Genomic DNA, 16,385 nt, shown 5'->3' with positions numbered 1-16,385 from the left:
CGGAACATTCCGACACGCCTGACGATCTTCCCCCGTTTAACGGAAGCCCTTCCGACTCACCGACTTCGCCCCATGGCCCTCCAGATCCACACCGCCCCCTCCGACACGGACGGACGGGTCGTCCTCGGCAAGACGCTCCCGGAGCTCCTCGACGAGGCCGTCGAGCGCTACCCCAACCCGTCCGGGTTCAACCAGCCGGCCGGCGAGGGCTGGCAGACGCTGTCCAACGGCGCGTTCCGCGACGCGGCCGACGAGGTCGCCCTCGGCCTCCTCGCCTCCGGCCTGGAGCGCGGCGACCACGTCGCGTTCTTCATGGACAGCGACCTGTACTTCGCGATGGCCGACTTCGGGACGCTCATCGCGGGGATCGTCAACGTCCCGCTCTATACGACCTACGCGCCGGAGAACCTCGTCTATGTCACCACGCACGGCGAGGCCAAGGCCATGTTCGTGACGAACGAGGAGATGCTGGCCAACTTCGCCGGCTGGGCCGATCAGGTCCCCGACGTCAAGCTGGTCATCCTCGCCGAGGGCACGGGCAGTGGCGCCTCGCTGCCCGAGGGCGTCCGCCTGATGACGCTCGACGACCTGCGAGCCGAGGGCAAGCGGGTCCGGACGGCGACCCCGAACCGGCCCGACGAGCTCCGCGACATGATCGAGCCCGGCGACCTCGCCACGCTCATCTACACCTCCGGCACGACGGGCCAGCCGAAGGGCGTCATGCTCACGCACGAGAATATCTCGTCGAACAGCTACGCCGCGTTCACGGGACTCGCGACGCTGGGCCACCAGGAGGAGGTCGCGCTGACGTTCCTCCCGATGACCCATATCTACGCGCGGATGCTCTCGTTCGCGAACGTCGCGTGGGGCCACTCGATCTATTACTCGGACCCCGACCAGCTCGTCGGGCACCTCCCCTCCGTCCGCCCGACGATGATGGCGACGGTCCCGCGTGTGCTCGAGAAGGTGTTCGACAAGGTCCTCCTCGGCGTGTCCGAGGCAGAGGGCCTCAAGGCCAAGATCGCCGGGTGGGCCTTCGACCGGGCCCAGCACTACGACCTCCAGAAGGAGCCGGCCGGCCTCGACGCGCTCCAGCACGGCCTGGCCGACAAGCTGGTCTACTCGAAGCTCCGCGAGCGGCTCGGGTTCACGCGCGTGAAGGCGCTCTCGGTCGGCGGCGCGGCGCTGCGGCAGGACCTCGCCAACGCCTTCAACGCCTTCGGCATCCCGACCTACCAGGGCTACGGCCTCACCGAGACGAGCCCGGTCATCACGACCAACGGGCCGGGCTTCAACAAGGCCGGGACCGTCGGGCCGCCGATCGCGGGCGTCGAGGTGGCCATCGCCGAGGACGGCGAGATCCTCACGCGCGGGCCCCACGTCATGCAGGGCTACTACAAGGCGCAGGACAAGACCGACGAGGTCATCGACGACGACGGCTGGTTCCACACCGGCGACATCGGCGAGTTCACGCCCGATGGGTTCCTCAAGATCACGGACCGCAAGAAGGCCCTCTTCAAGCTGTCGACGGGCAAGTACGTCATCCCGCAGCCCATCGAGAACGCGCTCACGGAGAGCCCCCTCATCGAGCAGGCCGTGGTCGTGGGGAACAGCCAGAAGTTCTGCACGGCGCTCATCTTCCCGAACATGGAGGCGCTGCCGGTGTGGGCTCGGCAGCACGGCGTGACGGCGTCGGGCGAGGCGCTTCTGAAGGACCCCACGGTCCAGGCCGAGTTCGAGCGGCTCGTGAGCGAGGCCAACGCGGGCATGGACCACTGGAGCCAGGTCCAGCGCTTCCGCCTCGTGCCCGAGCTGATGACGGTCGAGAACGAACTCCTAACGCCGACCATGAAGGTCAAGCGCGGGGCCGTCAACAAGCAGTACGAAGGGTCGATCGACGACATGTACAAGGCGTCGGTGTCGAGCGGCCACGGCGGCGCCTCGGTCGTCGCCTAGCGTCGGCCGGTTCCACCTCGGGGCGCCGGCGGACGTCGCCGGCGCCCCGTTCGATGTCGGGGCCGCACGTGGGCCCCGGCGGGCAGGGTGGATCCGGGGGGGGAGCCGACGGGGACGCTCATCCTCGTCTTCGCGGAACGGCTGCCGCCCTGCGGCATCCAACGGAAAGGCGGTCCGGCAGGCGAACCTGGGCGGCTTAACAGTGTTAACCTTTCGTCACCCTGCCCGCCCTGCCATGGACCCCACCGTCTCCACCCCCGGCGCCTCGGGGGACGGCACCTCGGCCCCGGCCGCCGCGCCCGCCGCCTCCCCGGAAGCGCTTGCGGCCCTCTCCGCCTCGGGCGTCGACCTCGACCGGCTGGCGGCCGCGTTTGGCCAGATGGACGAGGCGGCCGTCGCGGCCTCGCTCAAGGGCCTCGAACGCGCGGCAGCCGGCCCCGCCGCCTACGAGCCGCCCGCACCCGACGGCGACTTTTTCGACATCGACGGCTTGATCTCAGAGGCGCAGCGGGCCAAGATGGCCGAGCTCCGCCGGTTCATGGAGGAGGGGGTCGAGCCCGTCATCAACGAGGCGTGGTTGGGCGACCGGACGCCGCTCGACGTGCTCGTCCCGGGCTTTCAGAAGCTCGACCTCCTGACCGCGATCTACGGCGAGGACCTCGAGACGCGCGAGCCCAACGGCTCCGTGATGGAGGGGCTCCTCACGATGGAGATCGCGCGCGTCGACGTGAGCACGGCGACGTTCTTCGGCGTCCACTCCGGCCTCGCGATGCAGTCGGTCCTCGTCTGCGGCAGCGACGAGCAGAAGGCCGAGTGGCTGCCCAAGATGCGCGCGTGGGACGTGATCGGCGCCTTCGGCCTGACCGAGCCCGAGGTGGGCAGCGCCATCGCCGGGGGCGTCACGACGACGGCCCGGCGGGAGGGCGACGAGTGGGTCCTGAACGGCCAGAAAAAGTGGATCGGCAACGCGACGTTCGCCGACGTCGTCGTGATCTGGGCGCGCGACGAGGCCGACGGCCAGGTCAAGGGCTTCCTCGTCCAGCCCCAGTGCCACGAGGGCTACTCCGTCGAGAAGATCCGCGGCAAGATCGCGCTCCGGGCCGTCGAGAACGGCCTCATCACGCTGAGCGACTGCCGCGTCCCCGACTCCGACCGGCTCCAGAAGGCCGACTCGTTCGCCGATGTCGCCGAGGTCCTCAAGCTGACGCGGGCGGGCGTGGCGTGGCAGGCCGTTGGCTGCGCGATGGGGGCCTACGAGCGGAGCCAGCGCTACGCCACGACGCGCCTCCAGTTCGGCCGGCCGATCGCCCAGTTCCAGCTCATCCAGGACAAGCTGGTCCACATGCTCGGCAACGTGACGGCGCTCCAGACCATGTGCCTCCGGCTGAGCCAGCTCCAAGACGCCGGCCGGATGACCGACGCGCAGGCGTCGCTCGCCAAGGTCTACACCGCCGCCCGCTGCCGCGACGTCGTGGCGCTCGCCCGCGACCTCCACGGGGGCAATGGCATCCTCATCGACAACCACGTCGCCCGCGCCTTCGCCGACACGGAGGCCATCTACTCCTACGAGGGCACGAACGAGATCAACTCCCTCATCGTCGGCCGCCACGTCACCGGCCTCGGCGCCTTCGTCTAGCCCTTTCCGCGGGCGGCCCGCGCCGCCCGCGCTCCGATTCCTCTGATCTCTTCCTCCGACCCGATGGAAACCCCGACCCTCACCTCCAACGGCACCGACGCTGGCACGGCCGAGACGCCGTTCTGGGCCCACAAGCCGTTCAAGACCGCCGCCGTCCTCGGTGCCGGCGTCATGGGCAGCCAGATCGCCGCCCACCTCGCGAACGCCGGCCTCGACGTGCTCCTCCTCGACGTCACGCCCGAGTCGATCGGCCGCGAGGGGAAGAAGAACGACCTCGTCGAGGGCGCCTTCAAGGACGCGACCCGGATGAAGCCGGACCCGTTCATGTCGGAAGACGCCCAGAGCCGGATCGCGCTCGGCAACTTCGACGACGACTTCGACAAGATCGCCGAGGCCGACTGGGTCATCGAGGTCGTGGTCGAGCGGATGGGCATCAAGCAGCAGGTGATGGAGCGGATCGAGGCGGCCGCCAGCGACACGGCGGTGATCTCGACCAACACGTCGGGCCTGCCGATCGGTCAGATCGCCGAGGGCCGCTCGGACGCGTTCAAGCGGCGCTTCCTCGGGACCCACTTTTTCAACCCGCCGCGCTACCTCAAGCTGTTCGAGGTCATCCCGACCGAGGACACCGATCCGGAGGTGATGGCGCGCGTGTCGTCGTTCGCCCGCGTCCACCTTGGCAAGGGGATCGTGGTGGCCAAGGACACGCCGAACTTTATCGGCAACCGGATCGGGACGTACGCCATGCTCGGCGCCGTCGAGCAGTTCGAGACCGGCGACTTCTCGATCGAGGAGATCGACGCGCTCACGGGCACGCTCATCGGGCACGCCAAGAGCGCCACGTTCCGCACGGCCGACGTGGTCGGCCTCGACACGCTCCGCCACGTCACGGCCAACCTCTACGAGGCGATTCCGGAGGACGAGTCCCGCGAGCGGTTCCAGGTCCCGAACGTCCTCCAGCGGCTCGTGGACCTGAAGCGGCTCGGCGCCAAGTCGAAGGAGGGCTTCTACAAGAAGGAGGGGAAGACGATCAAGTCGCTCAACCCCGAGACGATGGAGTACGAGGACCCTGCGGAGCTCGGGTTCGACGTGTCGCCGTTCAAGAAGGCCGGCGACCTGCCGGAGCGTCTGAAGGCGCTCTGGGCCGACGACGGGAAGGCCGGCCAGTTCTTCCGGTCGACCACGCTCGACCTCATCGGCTACACGGCCCGCCGGACGCCCGAGATCTCGGACTCGCCCTCGAACATCGACCGCGCGCTCCAGTGGGGCTTCGGCTGGGAGATGGGGCCGTACCAGATCTGGGACACGCTCGGCATCGACGCTGTCCGCGACGCCCTCCAGGAGGACGGCATCGAGGTGCCCGACTGGGTCGCCGACGTGCCTGCCGAGGGGTTCTACCGCGACACCGAGGCCGGCATTCCCGAGGTCTGGACGCCCGCTTCAGGCGACTACCAGGCCGACCCGCGCCCGGCGGACGAGTGGGGGCTGACCTACCTCAAGGAGGACGAGAACAACACGCTCTGGCAGAACGACGAGGCCGCGCTCCTCGACGTGGGCGATGGCGTCGCTCTCTTCGAGTTCCGGTCCAAGTCGAACAGCCTCGGCCAGGAGGTGATCTCCGGGCTCATGGAGGCGATCGCCAAGGTGGAGGACGACCGCGACCTCCGCGGCATGATCATCGGCAACGAGGGGAACAACTTCTCCGTCGGCGCCAACCTCGGCGAGGTCGTGATGGCCATGGCGATGGGGGAGGTGAGTGACCTCGAGCCCTTTATCGAGAGCTTCCAGCGGGCCGTCCTCCGGATCCGCTACGCCGAGAAGCCGGTCGTGGTCACGACGCACCAGCGCGTGCTCGGCGGCGGCTGCGAGATGACGATCGCCTGCCCGCACCCCGTCCTGGCGGCCGAGACGTACATGGGTCTCGTCGAGCTCGGCGTGGGCCTCATCCCAGGCGGCGCCGGCACGACGATGATGACGGCCAAGGCCGCTGAGCTCGCCGGCTCCGACTACGTCAACGAGATCCAGTCGGTCCTGCGCCAGCACTTCGAGCAGATCGCGATGGCGAAGGTCGCCGAGAGTGCTCAGCAGGCCCGCGAGATGAACTTCGTCGGCGACGACGCCATCATCGTGATGAACGACGCGCGGCGGTTCCACGTGGCCAAGCAGGAGGTCGTCCGGCTCAGCGAGCAGGGCTACCTCCCGCCGCCGGTGCGGACGAACGTCCACGTGCTCGGCGCGCCGGGCCGGGCCCAGTTCGACGCCGCGCTCCACCAGTTCCGCGAGGGCGACTACGTCTCGGACTACGACAAGTACCTCGGCCAGCGGCTCGCCTGGGTCATGACCGGCGGTGACCTCACGCAGCCGGCCTTCGTCCACGAGGACTACCTCCTCGAGCTCGAGCGCGAGGTGTTCCTCTCGCTCCTCGGCGAGGAGAAGACGCAGGCCCGCATCCAGAGCATCCTCACGACCAACAAGCCGCTCCGCAACTAAGCCGTCGGCTGGCGGCAGCGTCCGCCAGCGGCACGCGACTCTACAGATATGCAAGTCAACGAAGCCTACATCGTCTCCTCCGTGCGCACGCCGGTGGGGAAAGCCAAGAAGGGCGCCCTCAAGGACGTCCGCCCCGAGCACCTCGGCGCGACGGCCGTGACCGGCGCGCTCGAGCGCGTGAGGGGGCTCGACCCTGCCATGATCGACGACGTCATCATCGGGTGCGCCTACCCCGAGGGCCCGCAGGGGAACAACATGGCGCGGGCCATCGCCCAGATCGCCAAGATGCCGGACTCCGTGCCGGGCGTGACCGTCAACCGGTTCTGCTCGTCGGGCGTCCAGACCATCGCCCAGGCCTACAACTCCGTCGCCATGGGCCAGATGGACGCGGTCGTCGCCGGCGGCGTCGAGTCGATGTCGTCGGTCCCGATGGGCGGGTTCTACTTCGCCCCCGACCCGCAGCTCGCCGAGGACGACCCCGACTTCTACACGTCGATGGGGATCACGGCCGAGAACGTGGCCTCGAAGTTCAACGTCGAGCGCGAGGCGCAGGACGCGTTCGCGCTCCAGAGCCACGAGCGGGCGCTCGACGCGATCGCGAGCGGCCGGTTCGAGGCCGAGATCGTGCCCGTCGAGGTCACGCAGACCGTCTACGACGCCGACGCCCGCGAGGCGACGGAGATCTCGTACACGCACGACACCGACGAGGGCCCGCGCGCGGGGACCTCGTTGGAGGCGCTCGCCCAGCTGCGCCCCGCGTTCAAGCAGGGCGGCAGCGTGACGGCCGGCAACTCGTCGCAGATGAACGACGGCGCGGCCGCCTCGGTCATCCTCTCGAAGAAGCTCGTCGACGAGCTCGAGGCCGAGCCGATGGCCAAGATGCTCGGGTTCGCCGTCGCCGGCGTGGCCCCCGAGATCATGGGGATCGGGCCGATGGAGTCGATCCCGAAGGTGCTCAAGCAGGTCGGGATGGACCTCAAGGACATCGACCTCATCGAGCTCAACGAGGCGTTCGCGAGCCAGTCGCTGGCGATCCTCCGCGAGCTCGACATCCCGCAGGAGAAGGTCAACGTCAACGGCGGGGCCATCGCGCTGGGCCACCCGCTCGGCTGCACCGGCGCCAAGCTGACGGCGACGCTCCTCCATGAGATGGAGCGCCGCGGGTCGCGCTACGGCATCGTGACGATGTGCATCGGGGGCGGGATGGGCGCCTCGGCGGTCTTCGAGAACCTCCGCCGCTGAGTCAGTTCCGTCCGCCTCGGCGGCTCTCCGGAGCGACCGAGGCGGGCGCCCCCGCCGCGGGCGTCAGGCGCCGAGCGGCGTGTACTTGTCCCGGTACCGCTTGCGGAACCGCTCGGGAATGGCTGGCGCCCTGCTCTCGACGTCGTCGATTTGGTCCCGGATCCCGGCGACGTCCTCGTCCGTGATGGGGCGGTCGCTGAGAACAAGTTGCTCGATGCGGCCAGCGATCTTCTGGTAGGCGCTGGCGGCTTCCCGGTGGGCCGCCGCTTGCTTGCCGTACTGGAGCTGCGTCGCGAGCGCCGTCAGCCCGGCGGCGCCGGCGCTCGCGATGACGATCACCCACTTCAGGCTGGCGTCCAACGCTCCCGTGTCGACGAGAGTGGACCCGACGAGGGCGGCGACTATCGCTGAGAGGAACGCGGCTAGGCCGACCATCCACCGATCGGCAGTCGACCGCGAATGGGAGGCGTCGAAATGGGCGTTCAGGGCGATCCACGCACGTCGGTACCATTTCTCCAAGAGCAGGGACGGTGGAGGGGGCGACATGGCACGGTGAACGAGGGGACGTGAGGATACGCTCGTGCGGTGACAGGATGGCGTCATCGGGGGGCGGGATGGGCGCCTCGGCCCTGTTCAAGAACCTCCGCCGGTAGATTCAACCCCGCCGCCTCGGTCGCTCCACGGAGCCGCCGAGGCGGAGGAGCTAAACAACGACGGGCCCGCTCCTCCTGAGAAGAGCGGGCCCGCTGCGTGTCGTCCCTCCATGCCCGCTACGGAGAGCGAGGCGGCCGGCCGGGTGGGCTACTGGGCCATGAAGGTGTGATCGGCTGACTCACCAACGTTGAGGGTGCCGGTCCACGTCTCGACGACTTGGCCGCCGCGCCGGAGCGTCGCGGTGTAGGGCACGGGGCCCTCGTCGCACGCGGTGTAGTAGTTGACCCGGACGCCGTATGTGCCCTGGGGCGGGTTCGTCTGCCATACGATGTTCTCGACCGTCTCAGGTGTCGCCGCGCACGACGCACGGGCGTCAACGTCGAGGACCCCGCCAGACGGCACGCTCGTGTTGATGTACGAGACCTCGTCCCCGTTCGGGTCGGTCACGAAGAGGTCAAGGTCGACGGGGGCGTTCCACTGGAGCGTGACCTGGACGGCGCCGGTCAGGACCTCCGTCCCGTCGATCGTGATCCTCTCTTCCGCGGCCGCGCTTTCGTCGCCGGAGGCGCCCCCACCTAGTTGGACCACGTCCCACTGCGCCCACGGCGAGTCGGGGTTCGTCTCGTGCATCATGGCCACGTCGGGCTGGAGGCTGCCTACGACACAGTTGTTGCAGCGGGCGAGGTACCGGCCGTTGTCCGACTGGAAGGTGTACTTCCCGTTCGGCATCTGGGTCATCGTGAACAGCGCCCACGGCCCCTCCGAGGGCTGCCTCACGTGGACGAAGGCGACGTCGTTCACCTCCGCGTAGCGGACCTCGGGCGTGCAGCCGGCGCACCGCGCCATGTAGTTGCCGGAGTCGGTCCGGAGGGCGACCCGGCCGTCGGGCTGCGGGACGATGGCGAACCGGGCGTGGGCGGGCAGGGCCGCCGGGTCGCCCGCCTCCTCGTGGACGGTCGCGACGTTCGTCGGGGAGTTGTCGTTTCCGGGGACGCAGCCGTAGCAGCGCGCGAGGTACGTGCCGGTGTCGGAGCGAAGCGCGACCGAGGACTCGCCTGACTGTGCGAGAGCGGGCAGGGCAACGGAGGCGAGAGCGGCAACAAGGAGGGTGCGGAGCATCAATCGTTGGGGTGTGATGAGAAGACCGTTCCACCAGAGGGCGGGGCGGAGCAGCACAGCTGTCTGCTAGTCCACAAGCGAGAACGGGCCGGACGGGCGGCCAGCCCCGCCGAACTTTTTTGTCGTCCGTGAGGAGCGCCGTCGTCACGTGATCCGCGATTGGGAGGATGCGCGGCGCGAGCGCAGCGTCACCGGCCCGGTAGACGAGGCGTCGTGGCTCGCACTATCGCATCGTCACGGTGCGCGTGGGCGGTGGGGTGGGTCCCTCGGGCGTCTTCGAGACCCTCCGCCGCTCGCCCGGCTTCCCTCGCCTCGGCGTCGAGGCGGAGGGCCTCAGGCGCGCGGGCCCGCCCCTCCGAGGAGGGGCGGGCCCGTGGCGTACCGTCCCTGTCGAACCGGGTTAGCGGGCGACCGTCAGGGTCCGGCTGGTCGCTTGGCCGAAGCCGGCGACGCGGACGACGTACACGCCCGGGGCGAGCGCGTCGATCGGAAGCTCGAACCGGGTCGAGCCCGCCGGGACCGTCTGGTCGACGGCGGCCACCTGCCGGCCGAGCGCGTCGAACACACGGACCGTGACCGCCCCGGCCTCCGGCGCGGTCAGCGCGACGTGAGCCGCGGCGCGGGCCGGGTTCGGGGCGAGGGCCACGTCGAGGGCGCCGCCGGCCGCGTCCTCGTTGGCCACCGGCTGGGACTCGGAGACCGTCACGCCACCCGCGGCCGGGTCGAGCGCGGTCGTCCCGCCGCTCACCGTCGAGAGGTGGAGGCCGGCGATCTCGACGGCCGCGTCCGGCGCGTCAATCCGAGCCACGACGCGGACGAGCGTGCCCTCGCCGGAGATCGCGGCGTCAGGGCCGGCCTGGCCGAACGCGGCCTCGGCCACGCCGTCCTCAATGTGGACGATGCTGATGGCCGGCGTGAAGAGCGAGCCGGGCTCGACGCTCGTGACCGTCGCGCCGCTCGTTCCGAACCGGAGTTGGATGCCGACGCCGAGGAGCTCGGCGGCCGGCTCGGAGAGCGCCAGGTCGAAGGCGACGGTCGATCCGACCGCCCCGTTGAGGGCGACTGAAGCCGCGCCCGCCGTGCGATCGACCGTGCCCGCGAACCGGGCGGCCGACGCGGGCGCGACGCAGCCTGTCTCGGCCTCGTGGGTCTCGTTGTAGTTGAGGAGGACCGGGAGGGCGTCGCGGTAGTCGAGCGTCCCGTTCCCGTCGCCGTCCATGAAGCTCCGTAGGAACTCAGGCGCGGCCGACGAGCCGCCCCACGGGGAGAACGCCTTGGCCCCCCACGCGATGTCGCGATCACCGGGGCGGGCCGCGCCGGTCGCGTTATAGTCGGCAAGGATGGCGAGGCCGTCCAGGTAGTTGGCCGTGCAGTCGTTGTTGAGGTCGCCCGGCCACACGCCGCCGATCATGAACTGCCCGCCTCCGACCTCGTCGAAGGTGAACTCGGCACCGGCGTCGTCGATGGCGTCGACGCGGTCGAGCGTGAACGGGGCCCAGCCGGGGGCGGCGAGGTCGTCGATCGAGAACGTGACCGTCGCGACGGACCCGTCGCCGGTCGCGGTCCCGACTGTGCGGCCCGTCGTCCAGTCGAGGGTGCCCGCCTCGGGGAAGTCCTGGGCGAACGCCTGGGGCGACCCGTCGGTGAAGAGGGCGCCGGCCTCGAGCGACCCGGTGTCGTAGTCGAGGCGGGCGGGGTCGTAGCCGAGGACGGCCGAGAGGGCGAGGAGCCCGTCGGCGGCGGCGGCGTCGACGGCGATCTCGGCCGTGTCCGTCGGCCAGTACACCGAGGCCGACGAGCCGATGGCGAGGGCCGACTCACTGCTGCCGCCGCCACCGCCGCCGGGAGTCGTCGGGAGGGGCGGCGTCTCGCCATAGAGGGCGAGCGTGAAGCCCCGGCCCGCCGAGAGGCTCCGGACGCCCGAGAGCGTCGTCATCCCGCTGAAGCCGCCGGGATACCCCCACCCGACGATGGTCCCGTCGCTGTTGAGCCCGATGCTGAAGCTCTGTCCGGCCGAGATCGCGACGGGGTCGGTGAGGGTTGCGGGCGCCGTCTCCGCGCCGTAGCCCTCGCTGTACCCCCAGCCGACGATGGTCCCGTCGGCCTTGAGGGCGAGCCCGTGGAACTCCCCGGCGGCGATGGAGACCACGCCGGCGAGGCTGCTGGGGGGCGTTCCGTAGCCGCTGTGCCCCCACTGGACGACCGTGCCATCCGCCTTGAGGGCGAGGCTCATGACGCCTCCCGCCTCGATCGCGACGACGTCGGTGAGGCCAGCCGGCGGCGTGGCCTCTCCGAACGTGCGGCCCCCCCAGCCGACGACCGTGCCGTCCGACTTCAGTGCGAGGCTGTGATAAGACCCGCCGGAGACCGCGACCACGTCGGAGAGGCCGCTCGGGACCGTGCTCTGCCCGTTGCTGTTGCTCCCCCAGGCGACGACGGTCCCATCCGATCGGAGCGCGAGGCTATGGAAGTGCCCGGCGTCGACGGCGACGGCGTTGAGGCCGGCGGGGGGCGATCCCTGCCCGTTTGAGGTGCCCCCCCACTGGACGACGGACCCGTCCGTCTTCAGTGCGAGCCCGTGGTAGTACCCCGCAGAGATGGACGCCACGTCGCTGAGGCCGGAGGGGGGGGCGTAGCTGTTGGAGGCGACGGTCCCGCTCTGGGCGAGCGCGACGGGGGCTACGACGAGGGCCATCAGCGCGAGGGCCGCTAACCGTGAGAGAGAGCGTACAGAGATCGTCATGAGGGTGAGGTCGAGGGCCACGAGGGCCGTAGATGAAGACCGTGCTGGGGCACGGCCGGTGAGTGCGAGAGGGGGCTTGGAGTCGGAGTCACGCCGGCGGGCAACCCAGCCCGGGGAGGGCTCCCCCCTCTGAGGCGGGCAGCCAGAAGGCGACCCACCGAGACCACGGATACCGCGGCGATAGAGGGGCTCTGGGACTAGGGAGACCACCGGCCTGTTGGGCGGAGCGTGAAGGCGGACACCCAGCGGAAGGTGACATGTGGGGGAGGCCAGGGAGCCTAGTCGAGGCGGGACCCACCGCGCCGCTCGCCCACCGCCGCACAGCGGACAAACGCCGCCGCAGATCGGACACCCCGACGCAGACGACGTCGGTGCGCGGATGAGTCGACAGGTCTCGGGTCATGACGAGAAGACCTCGCGACCGAACTCCGAGGGCGCGACGCCGTGGGCCTCGCGGAAGGCAGCCCGGAACCCGGACGTGCTGGCGAACCCGACCGCGTAGGAGACCTCCTTGACGCTCATCGCCCCGTCGCGGAGCAGCGCGGCGGCCCGCTCAAGGCGGATGCGGCGAACGTGGCCCGCGGGCGATTCCCCGGTGAGCTCGGCGAGTCGGCGTCGGAGCTGGCGCGGGCTCACTGAGACCGCCTCGGCCAGCGCGCGGGCCCCGAAGCTGGGGGATCCCATGTGGGTGCGGATCGCGTCGTCGACCCGCTCGAGAAATGACTGGTCCTGGGGCGGGAGGGGCGGGCCGATCGCCGAGGCGGGGAGACTCAGAAGCGGCTCCCAGTCGGTAACGAGCCCCGCGACGCCGGCGGCGAGCCCGAGCACGTCGGCAGCCTGGTCGTGGGGTGCGCCGGCGGAGAGGAGGATGACTGGCACGTGCCGCGTCCGTCCGTCGTCGCGGAGGGTCGCCAGGAGCGCGATGCCGTCGGCGTCGGGGATGGTCACGTCCACGAGCACGAGGTCCGGGAGCACGGACAGGGCGTGCTCGATGCCGGCAGGACCACAGTGAGCCTCCTCGACGCGGTAAGTCCACGCGATGCGGGAGCGGAGTTCCTCTCGAAGGCCTTCGTCTTCTCCCACGATGAGGATGAGCGGTCGCTCCGTGGAGTCCTCGCCACCGACGTCGAGGGCATCCGGGCCGAGGGGGCGGCCGTTCGATGGGGGAGGGGCGCTGGAGGACGGGACCTGCACGGGGTTGGAGGGGGAGCCACCCAGGAAGCGGAAAACCTGACCCAGGTGAGACACCCCCTCCACACGACTTGGAACTCGGCCCCGGGAGGCGCCCTCACGAGACGTTATGTTGACATTGAGCTCACACCCCTCGGTCCCCGTGCGGACGCATGACACGACCGCCCTGATCTCCGCCGCGCGCGGCGGAGACGATCGGGCCTCCGACTTCCTCTTCCGGCACGTCTACGACGAGCTCCGGCGCCTGTCCCAGGCCCGCATCAGCGCCGAGCCCGGGGTCGTGACCGTCTCGGCGACGGGCCTCGTGCACGAGGCCTACCTCAAGCTGCTCGACTCGGACGAGTGGGCCGATCGCTCCCACTTCCTGGCCGTGGCGAGCCGGGCCATGCGCCAGATCCTCTGCGATCGGGCTCGGGCTCGGAACGCCGCTAAGCGGGGCGGTGCGGACCGCCCGATCACGCTCGTTCCCGACCTCGACGGTGTCGTCGGCGACGAGGAAACCGCGGCGGACCAGGTCCTCGCGCTCGACGGGGCGCTGCACCGGCTGGCGGAGCGGGACGCCGGCCTGGCGCAGCTGGTCGAGCTCCGCTTTTTCGGGGGGCTTGAGATGACCGAGGTCGCCGAGGTGATGGGGGTGTCGCGGCGGACGGTCACGCGCCACTGGGCCCGGGCGCGAGCCTACCTCCGCGCCGACCTCTGCTGAGGATGCAGGTCTCCCCCGACTGGACTGCCGTCGACGCGGCGTTCGACCGAGCCCTCGACCTCGACGGAGAGGAGCGGGATGCCTACCTCGCGACGCTCAACCCCGCGGTTCGCGACGCGCTGGACCCGCTCCTCCGCGACGCGGCGCGCGACTTCCCCCTGCTCGATCGTCCGGAAGAGGTCGTCGGGTCGCTGGTGGCCACCGATCCCGTGCCGGCCGTGGCCGAGGGCGTCCGCGTCGGCCCGTACCGGATCGAGGAGCTCGTAGGGGAGGGAGGGATGGGCCGCGTCTACCGGGCCCACCGGGCCGACGGCGCGTTCGACAAGACGGTGGCCGTCAAAGTCGTCCGCCAGTCGCTGGCACTCGCGGGCGCAGACGTGATGGCCCGTCTGAGACGGGAACGCGACCTCCTCGCCACGCTCGACCACCCCGGCATCGCGCGGCTGGTCGACGGGGGCGAGACCGACGACGGCGTCCCGTACCTCGTGACCGAGTTCGTCGACGGCCTCCCGATCACGGCCTACGCCGACGCTCAGGACCTCGGCGTCCGGGAGCGGGTGGGGCTGATGGCCGAGGTGGCCCGGGCCGTCGACCACGCCCACCGCCGGTTCGTCGTCCACCGCGACCTCAAGCCGTCGAACGTCCTCGTCGCCGAGCGGGACGGGCCCGGGGGGAGCCCGCTCCCCCAGCCCGTCGTCCTCGACTTCGGGATCGCGAAGCTCCTCGACGAGGCCGGGGAGCCTGGCTCGGGCGCGTTCCCGCTGACGCGGACCGGAATCCGCCTCCTCACGCCGGCCTACGCAGCGCCCGAGCTCTACGAGCCGATGGCGACGGTGACGACGGCGGCCGACGTGTACGGGCTCGGGGCGCTCCTGTACGAGTTGCTGACGGGCCGCCGGCCCCACGACGACGCTGTCACCCCGGGTCCCGCGACGACCGAGCCCACGTGGCCCTCGCGTCTCGTCGGGGCCCCCTCGACGGCCGCCCGACGCAGGGCTGCCCTACCGGGAGCCGCCCGGACCTCCCGCGCCCTCCGGGGCGACCTCGACACGATTTGCCTTCGAGCTCTCCATCCGGATCCGGCCCGTCGCTATGCCAGCGCCGCGGACCTCGCGGCCGACCTCGAGCGCCACCTGGCGGGACAGCCCGTCGAGGCCCGGAGGGATTCCCATGCCTACGTGGTCGGCCGGTTCGTTCGCCGCCACCGGGCGTCGGCGTTGGCGGTGGCCGTCGCGCTCGTCGCGCTCGTCGCGGGACTCGGCGTGTCGCTCTCCGCCCTGACGAAGGAGCGCCGCGCGCGCGCGGCGGCGGAGGAAGCCTCGGTCCGAGCGCGGGAGGCCTCGGACCTTCTGGCCGGCCTGTTCGGCACGGCGGACCCCGAGTCCACCAACGGCACCGTCGTGTCGGCGCAGGACGTGCTGGACCTCGGCCTCGAGCGGGTGGAGGCCATCGAGTCCCCCGCGTTGCGGGCCTACCTCCTGACCATCCTGGGACGGACGTACCGCGACGTCGGGGACATCTCCCTGGCCGACTCGCTCCTGACCATGGCGGTGGACCTGGCCGGCCAGACGACCCTCTCCGTACAGGACCGGATGCTCGCGCACTACGAACTCGGACGGCTCTACGGGGTCACCCAGCAGTACGCCGACGCGATCCCCGTCTTCCTGGCCGGCGTGGCCCTGGCCAGCGGCAACCCGAACGAGCGCGACGTCCTGTTCGACCTGACGCGCGACCTCTCCTGGTGCTACCGGGAGGCCGGCTACACCGGCGGGAGGCCCCGCTACATCGATGAGGCGATCGTGTGGGCGGAGCGCGCCGTCGCGGCTGCGGAGGCGGCAGGGGTCCCGTGGATGAAGGAGCGGGCGTTGAACGAGCTCGCCAGCTCCCTGGCCGCCGCCGGGCGCACCGAGGAGGGACTCGCGGCGATGCGGCAGGTGACGGCTCTCGCGGAGAAGACCTACGGCGCCGACCACGTCCGGACGGCGACGGCGATCGGTCAGTTCGGCCACCTCCAGTGGGTCAACGGCGAGTACGAGGCCTCGATCCCGACGCTCAAGAGGTCCGTCGAGGGGCACCGACGCCGTCTCGGCACGAGCCACAACCGGACGGCGTCGGGGTACAGCTTCGTGGCGAGGAGCTACGAGTCGGCCGGCCTGTACCGCGACGCGGAGACGTACCTCGACTCGTCCATCGCCGGGTTCGGTCCCGGGAGCCCGCTCCAGGTGCGGGAGTACGCGAGCTTGGCCCGTGTCCGCAATCTCCAGGGGGATTCCGACGGAGCCGAGTCTGCCGCCCGCACGGCCTTGAGACCGGCCCCCGTGGGGGTCGATTCCCTCTGGCTGGCTGACGCGTACCTCGAGTTCGGGGCAGCGCTCCAGCAGCGGGGGGCTCGCCGGGACGCCGGGCCGGCCTACCGACGGGCGGTCGCCCTCTACTCCTCCCCCAGCGCCCGGGGGCGAGCGGACGCGCGCGCCGTGGCCAGGGCCTGGGCGGGACTACGGGCATCAGGCGAGTGAGGCCTTCGCAGGGGCACGGCACTCAGGCCGCCTGCCCCGCCTCGGCGCCGAGGCAGGGCGAGTCGGCGCGGGGTCGCCGCCGAGTGGGGCGGCCCGGCGCGCGTTGGTATCCTCGGGGGTTCCCCCAGGACTTCT

10 protein-coding genes are annotated in these 16,385 nt (G+C 70.9%); 6 read left to right on the top strand and 4 right to left on the bottom strand.

From position 1 onward, the window contains the following. The first annotated feature begins 72 nt into the window (after positions 1–72). The 4 genes from BSZ37_RS15475 (at position 73) to BSZ37_RS15460 (ending at position 7,324) form a co-directional block, all read left to right on the top strand. Entirely contained in the window at positions 73–1,956 is a 1,884-nt protein-coding gene (locus tag BSZ37_RS15475) for an AMP-dependent synthetase/ligase (protein ID WP_095511420.1), read from the top strand. A 235-nt stretch (positions 1,957–2,191) separates the two neighbouring features. Further along, positions 2,192–3,592, top strand: a complete 1,401-nt coding sequence (locus BSZ37_RS15470) for an acyl-CoA dehydrogenase family protein (protein ID WP_095511419.1) — start codon at positions 2,192–2,194, stop codon at positions 3,590–3,592. A gap of 63 nt (positions 3,593–3,655) precedes the next feature. Further along, positions 3,656–6,082: a 3-hydroxyacyl-CoA dehydrogenase/enoyl-CoA hydratase family protein gene (locus tag BSZ37_RS15465; RefSeq protein ID WP_095511418.1), complete on the top strand. Its 2,427-nt coding sequence runs from the start codon at positions 3,656–3,658 to the stop codon at positions 6,080–6,082. Between the two features lie 48 nt (positions 6,083–6,130). Continuing rightward, positions 6,131–7,324, top strand: coding sequence for a thiolase family protein (locus BSZ37_RS15460; RefSeq protein ID WP_095511417.1), 1,194 nt, complete (start codon positions 6,131–6,133; stop codon positions 7,322–7,324). Positions 7,325–7,387: 63 nt separating this feature from the next. On the opposite strand, the gene BSZ37_RS15455 is transcribed toward BSZ37_RS15460, so the two are convergent. The 4 genes from BSZ37_RS15455 to BSZ37_RS21610 all read right to left on the bottom strand — a co-directional run bounded on the left by BSZ37_RS15455 (position 7,388) and on the right by BSZ37_RS21610 (position 12,923). After that, a complete protein-coding gene (locus BSZ37_RS15455) occupies positions 7,388–7,870 on the bottom strand; it encodes an SLATT domain-containing protein (RefSeq protein ID WP_095511416.1) in 483 nt (160 codons plus the stop codon). 255 nt (positions 7,871–8,125) lie between these two features. Next, positions 8,126–9,097: a hypothetical protein gene (locus tag BSZ37_RS15450; RefSeq protein ID WP_095511415.1), complete on the bottom strand. Its 972-nt coding sequence runs from the start codon at positions 9,095–9,097 to the stop codon at positions 8,126–8,128. A gap of 400 nt (positions 9,098–9,497) precedes the next feature. Beyond that, entirely contained in the window at positions 9,498–11,792 is a 2,295-nt protein-coding gene (locus BSZ37_RS15445) for a cohesin domain-containing protein (RefSeq protein WP_179299677.1), read from the bottom strand. A gap of 447 nt (positions 11,793–12,239) precedes the next feature. Further along, complete coding sequence (locus BSZ37_RS21610) at positions 12,240–12,923, bottom strand: helix-turn-helix transcriptional regulator (RefSeq protein ID WP_218830526.1); 684 nt, start codon at positions 12,921–12,923, stop codon at positions 12,240–12,242. Positions 12,924–13,173: 250 nt separating this feature from the next. Between BSZ37_RS21610 and BSZ37_RS15430 the strand changes: the two genes are divergently transcribed. Together BSZ37_RS15430 and BSZ37_RS15425 are read left to right on the top strand one after the other, a co-directional pair. After that, entirely contained in the window at positions 13,174–13,734 is a 561-nt protein-coding gene (locus tag BSZ37_RS15430; protein WP_179299675.1) for an ECF-type sigma factor, read from the top strand. A 2-nt stretch (positions 13,735–13,736) separates the two neighbouring features. Continuing rightward, positions 13,737–16,250: a serine/threonine-protein kinase gene (locus BSZ37_RS15425; protein WP_095511412.1), complete on the top strand. Its 2,514-nt coding sequence runs from the start codon at positions 13,737–13,739 to the stop codon at positions 16,248–16,250. The last annotated feature ends 135 nt before the right edge of the window (positions 16,251–16,385 follow it).

This window comes from Rubrivirga marina, from assembly GCF_002283365.1.
Taxonomy (GTDB): Bacteria; Bacteroidota; Rhodothermia; order Rhodothermales; family Rubricoccaceae; genus Rubrivirga; species Rubrivirga marina.
Note: the sequence above shows the minus strand (reverse complement) of the source record. Positions and strands in the feature narration are given on the sequence as shown.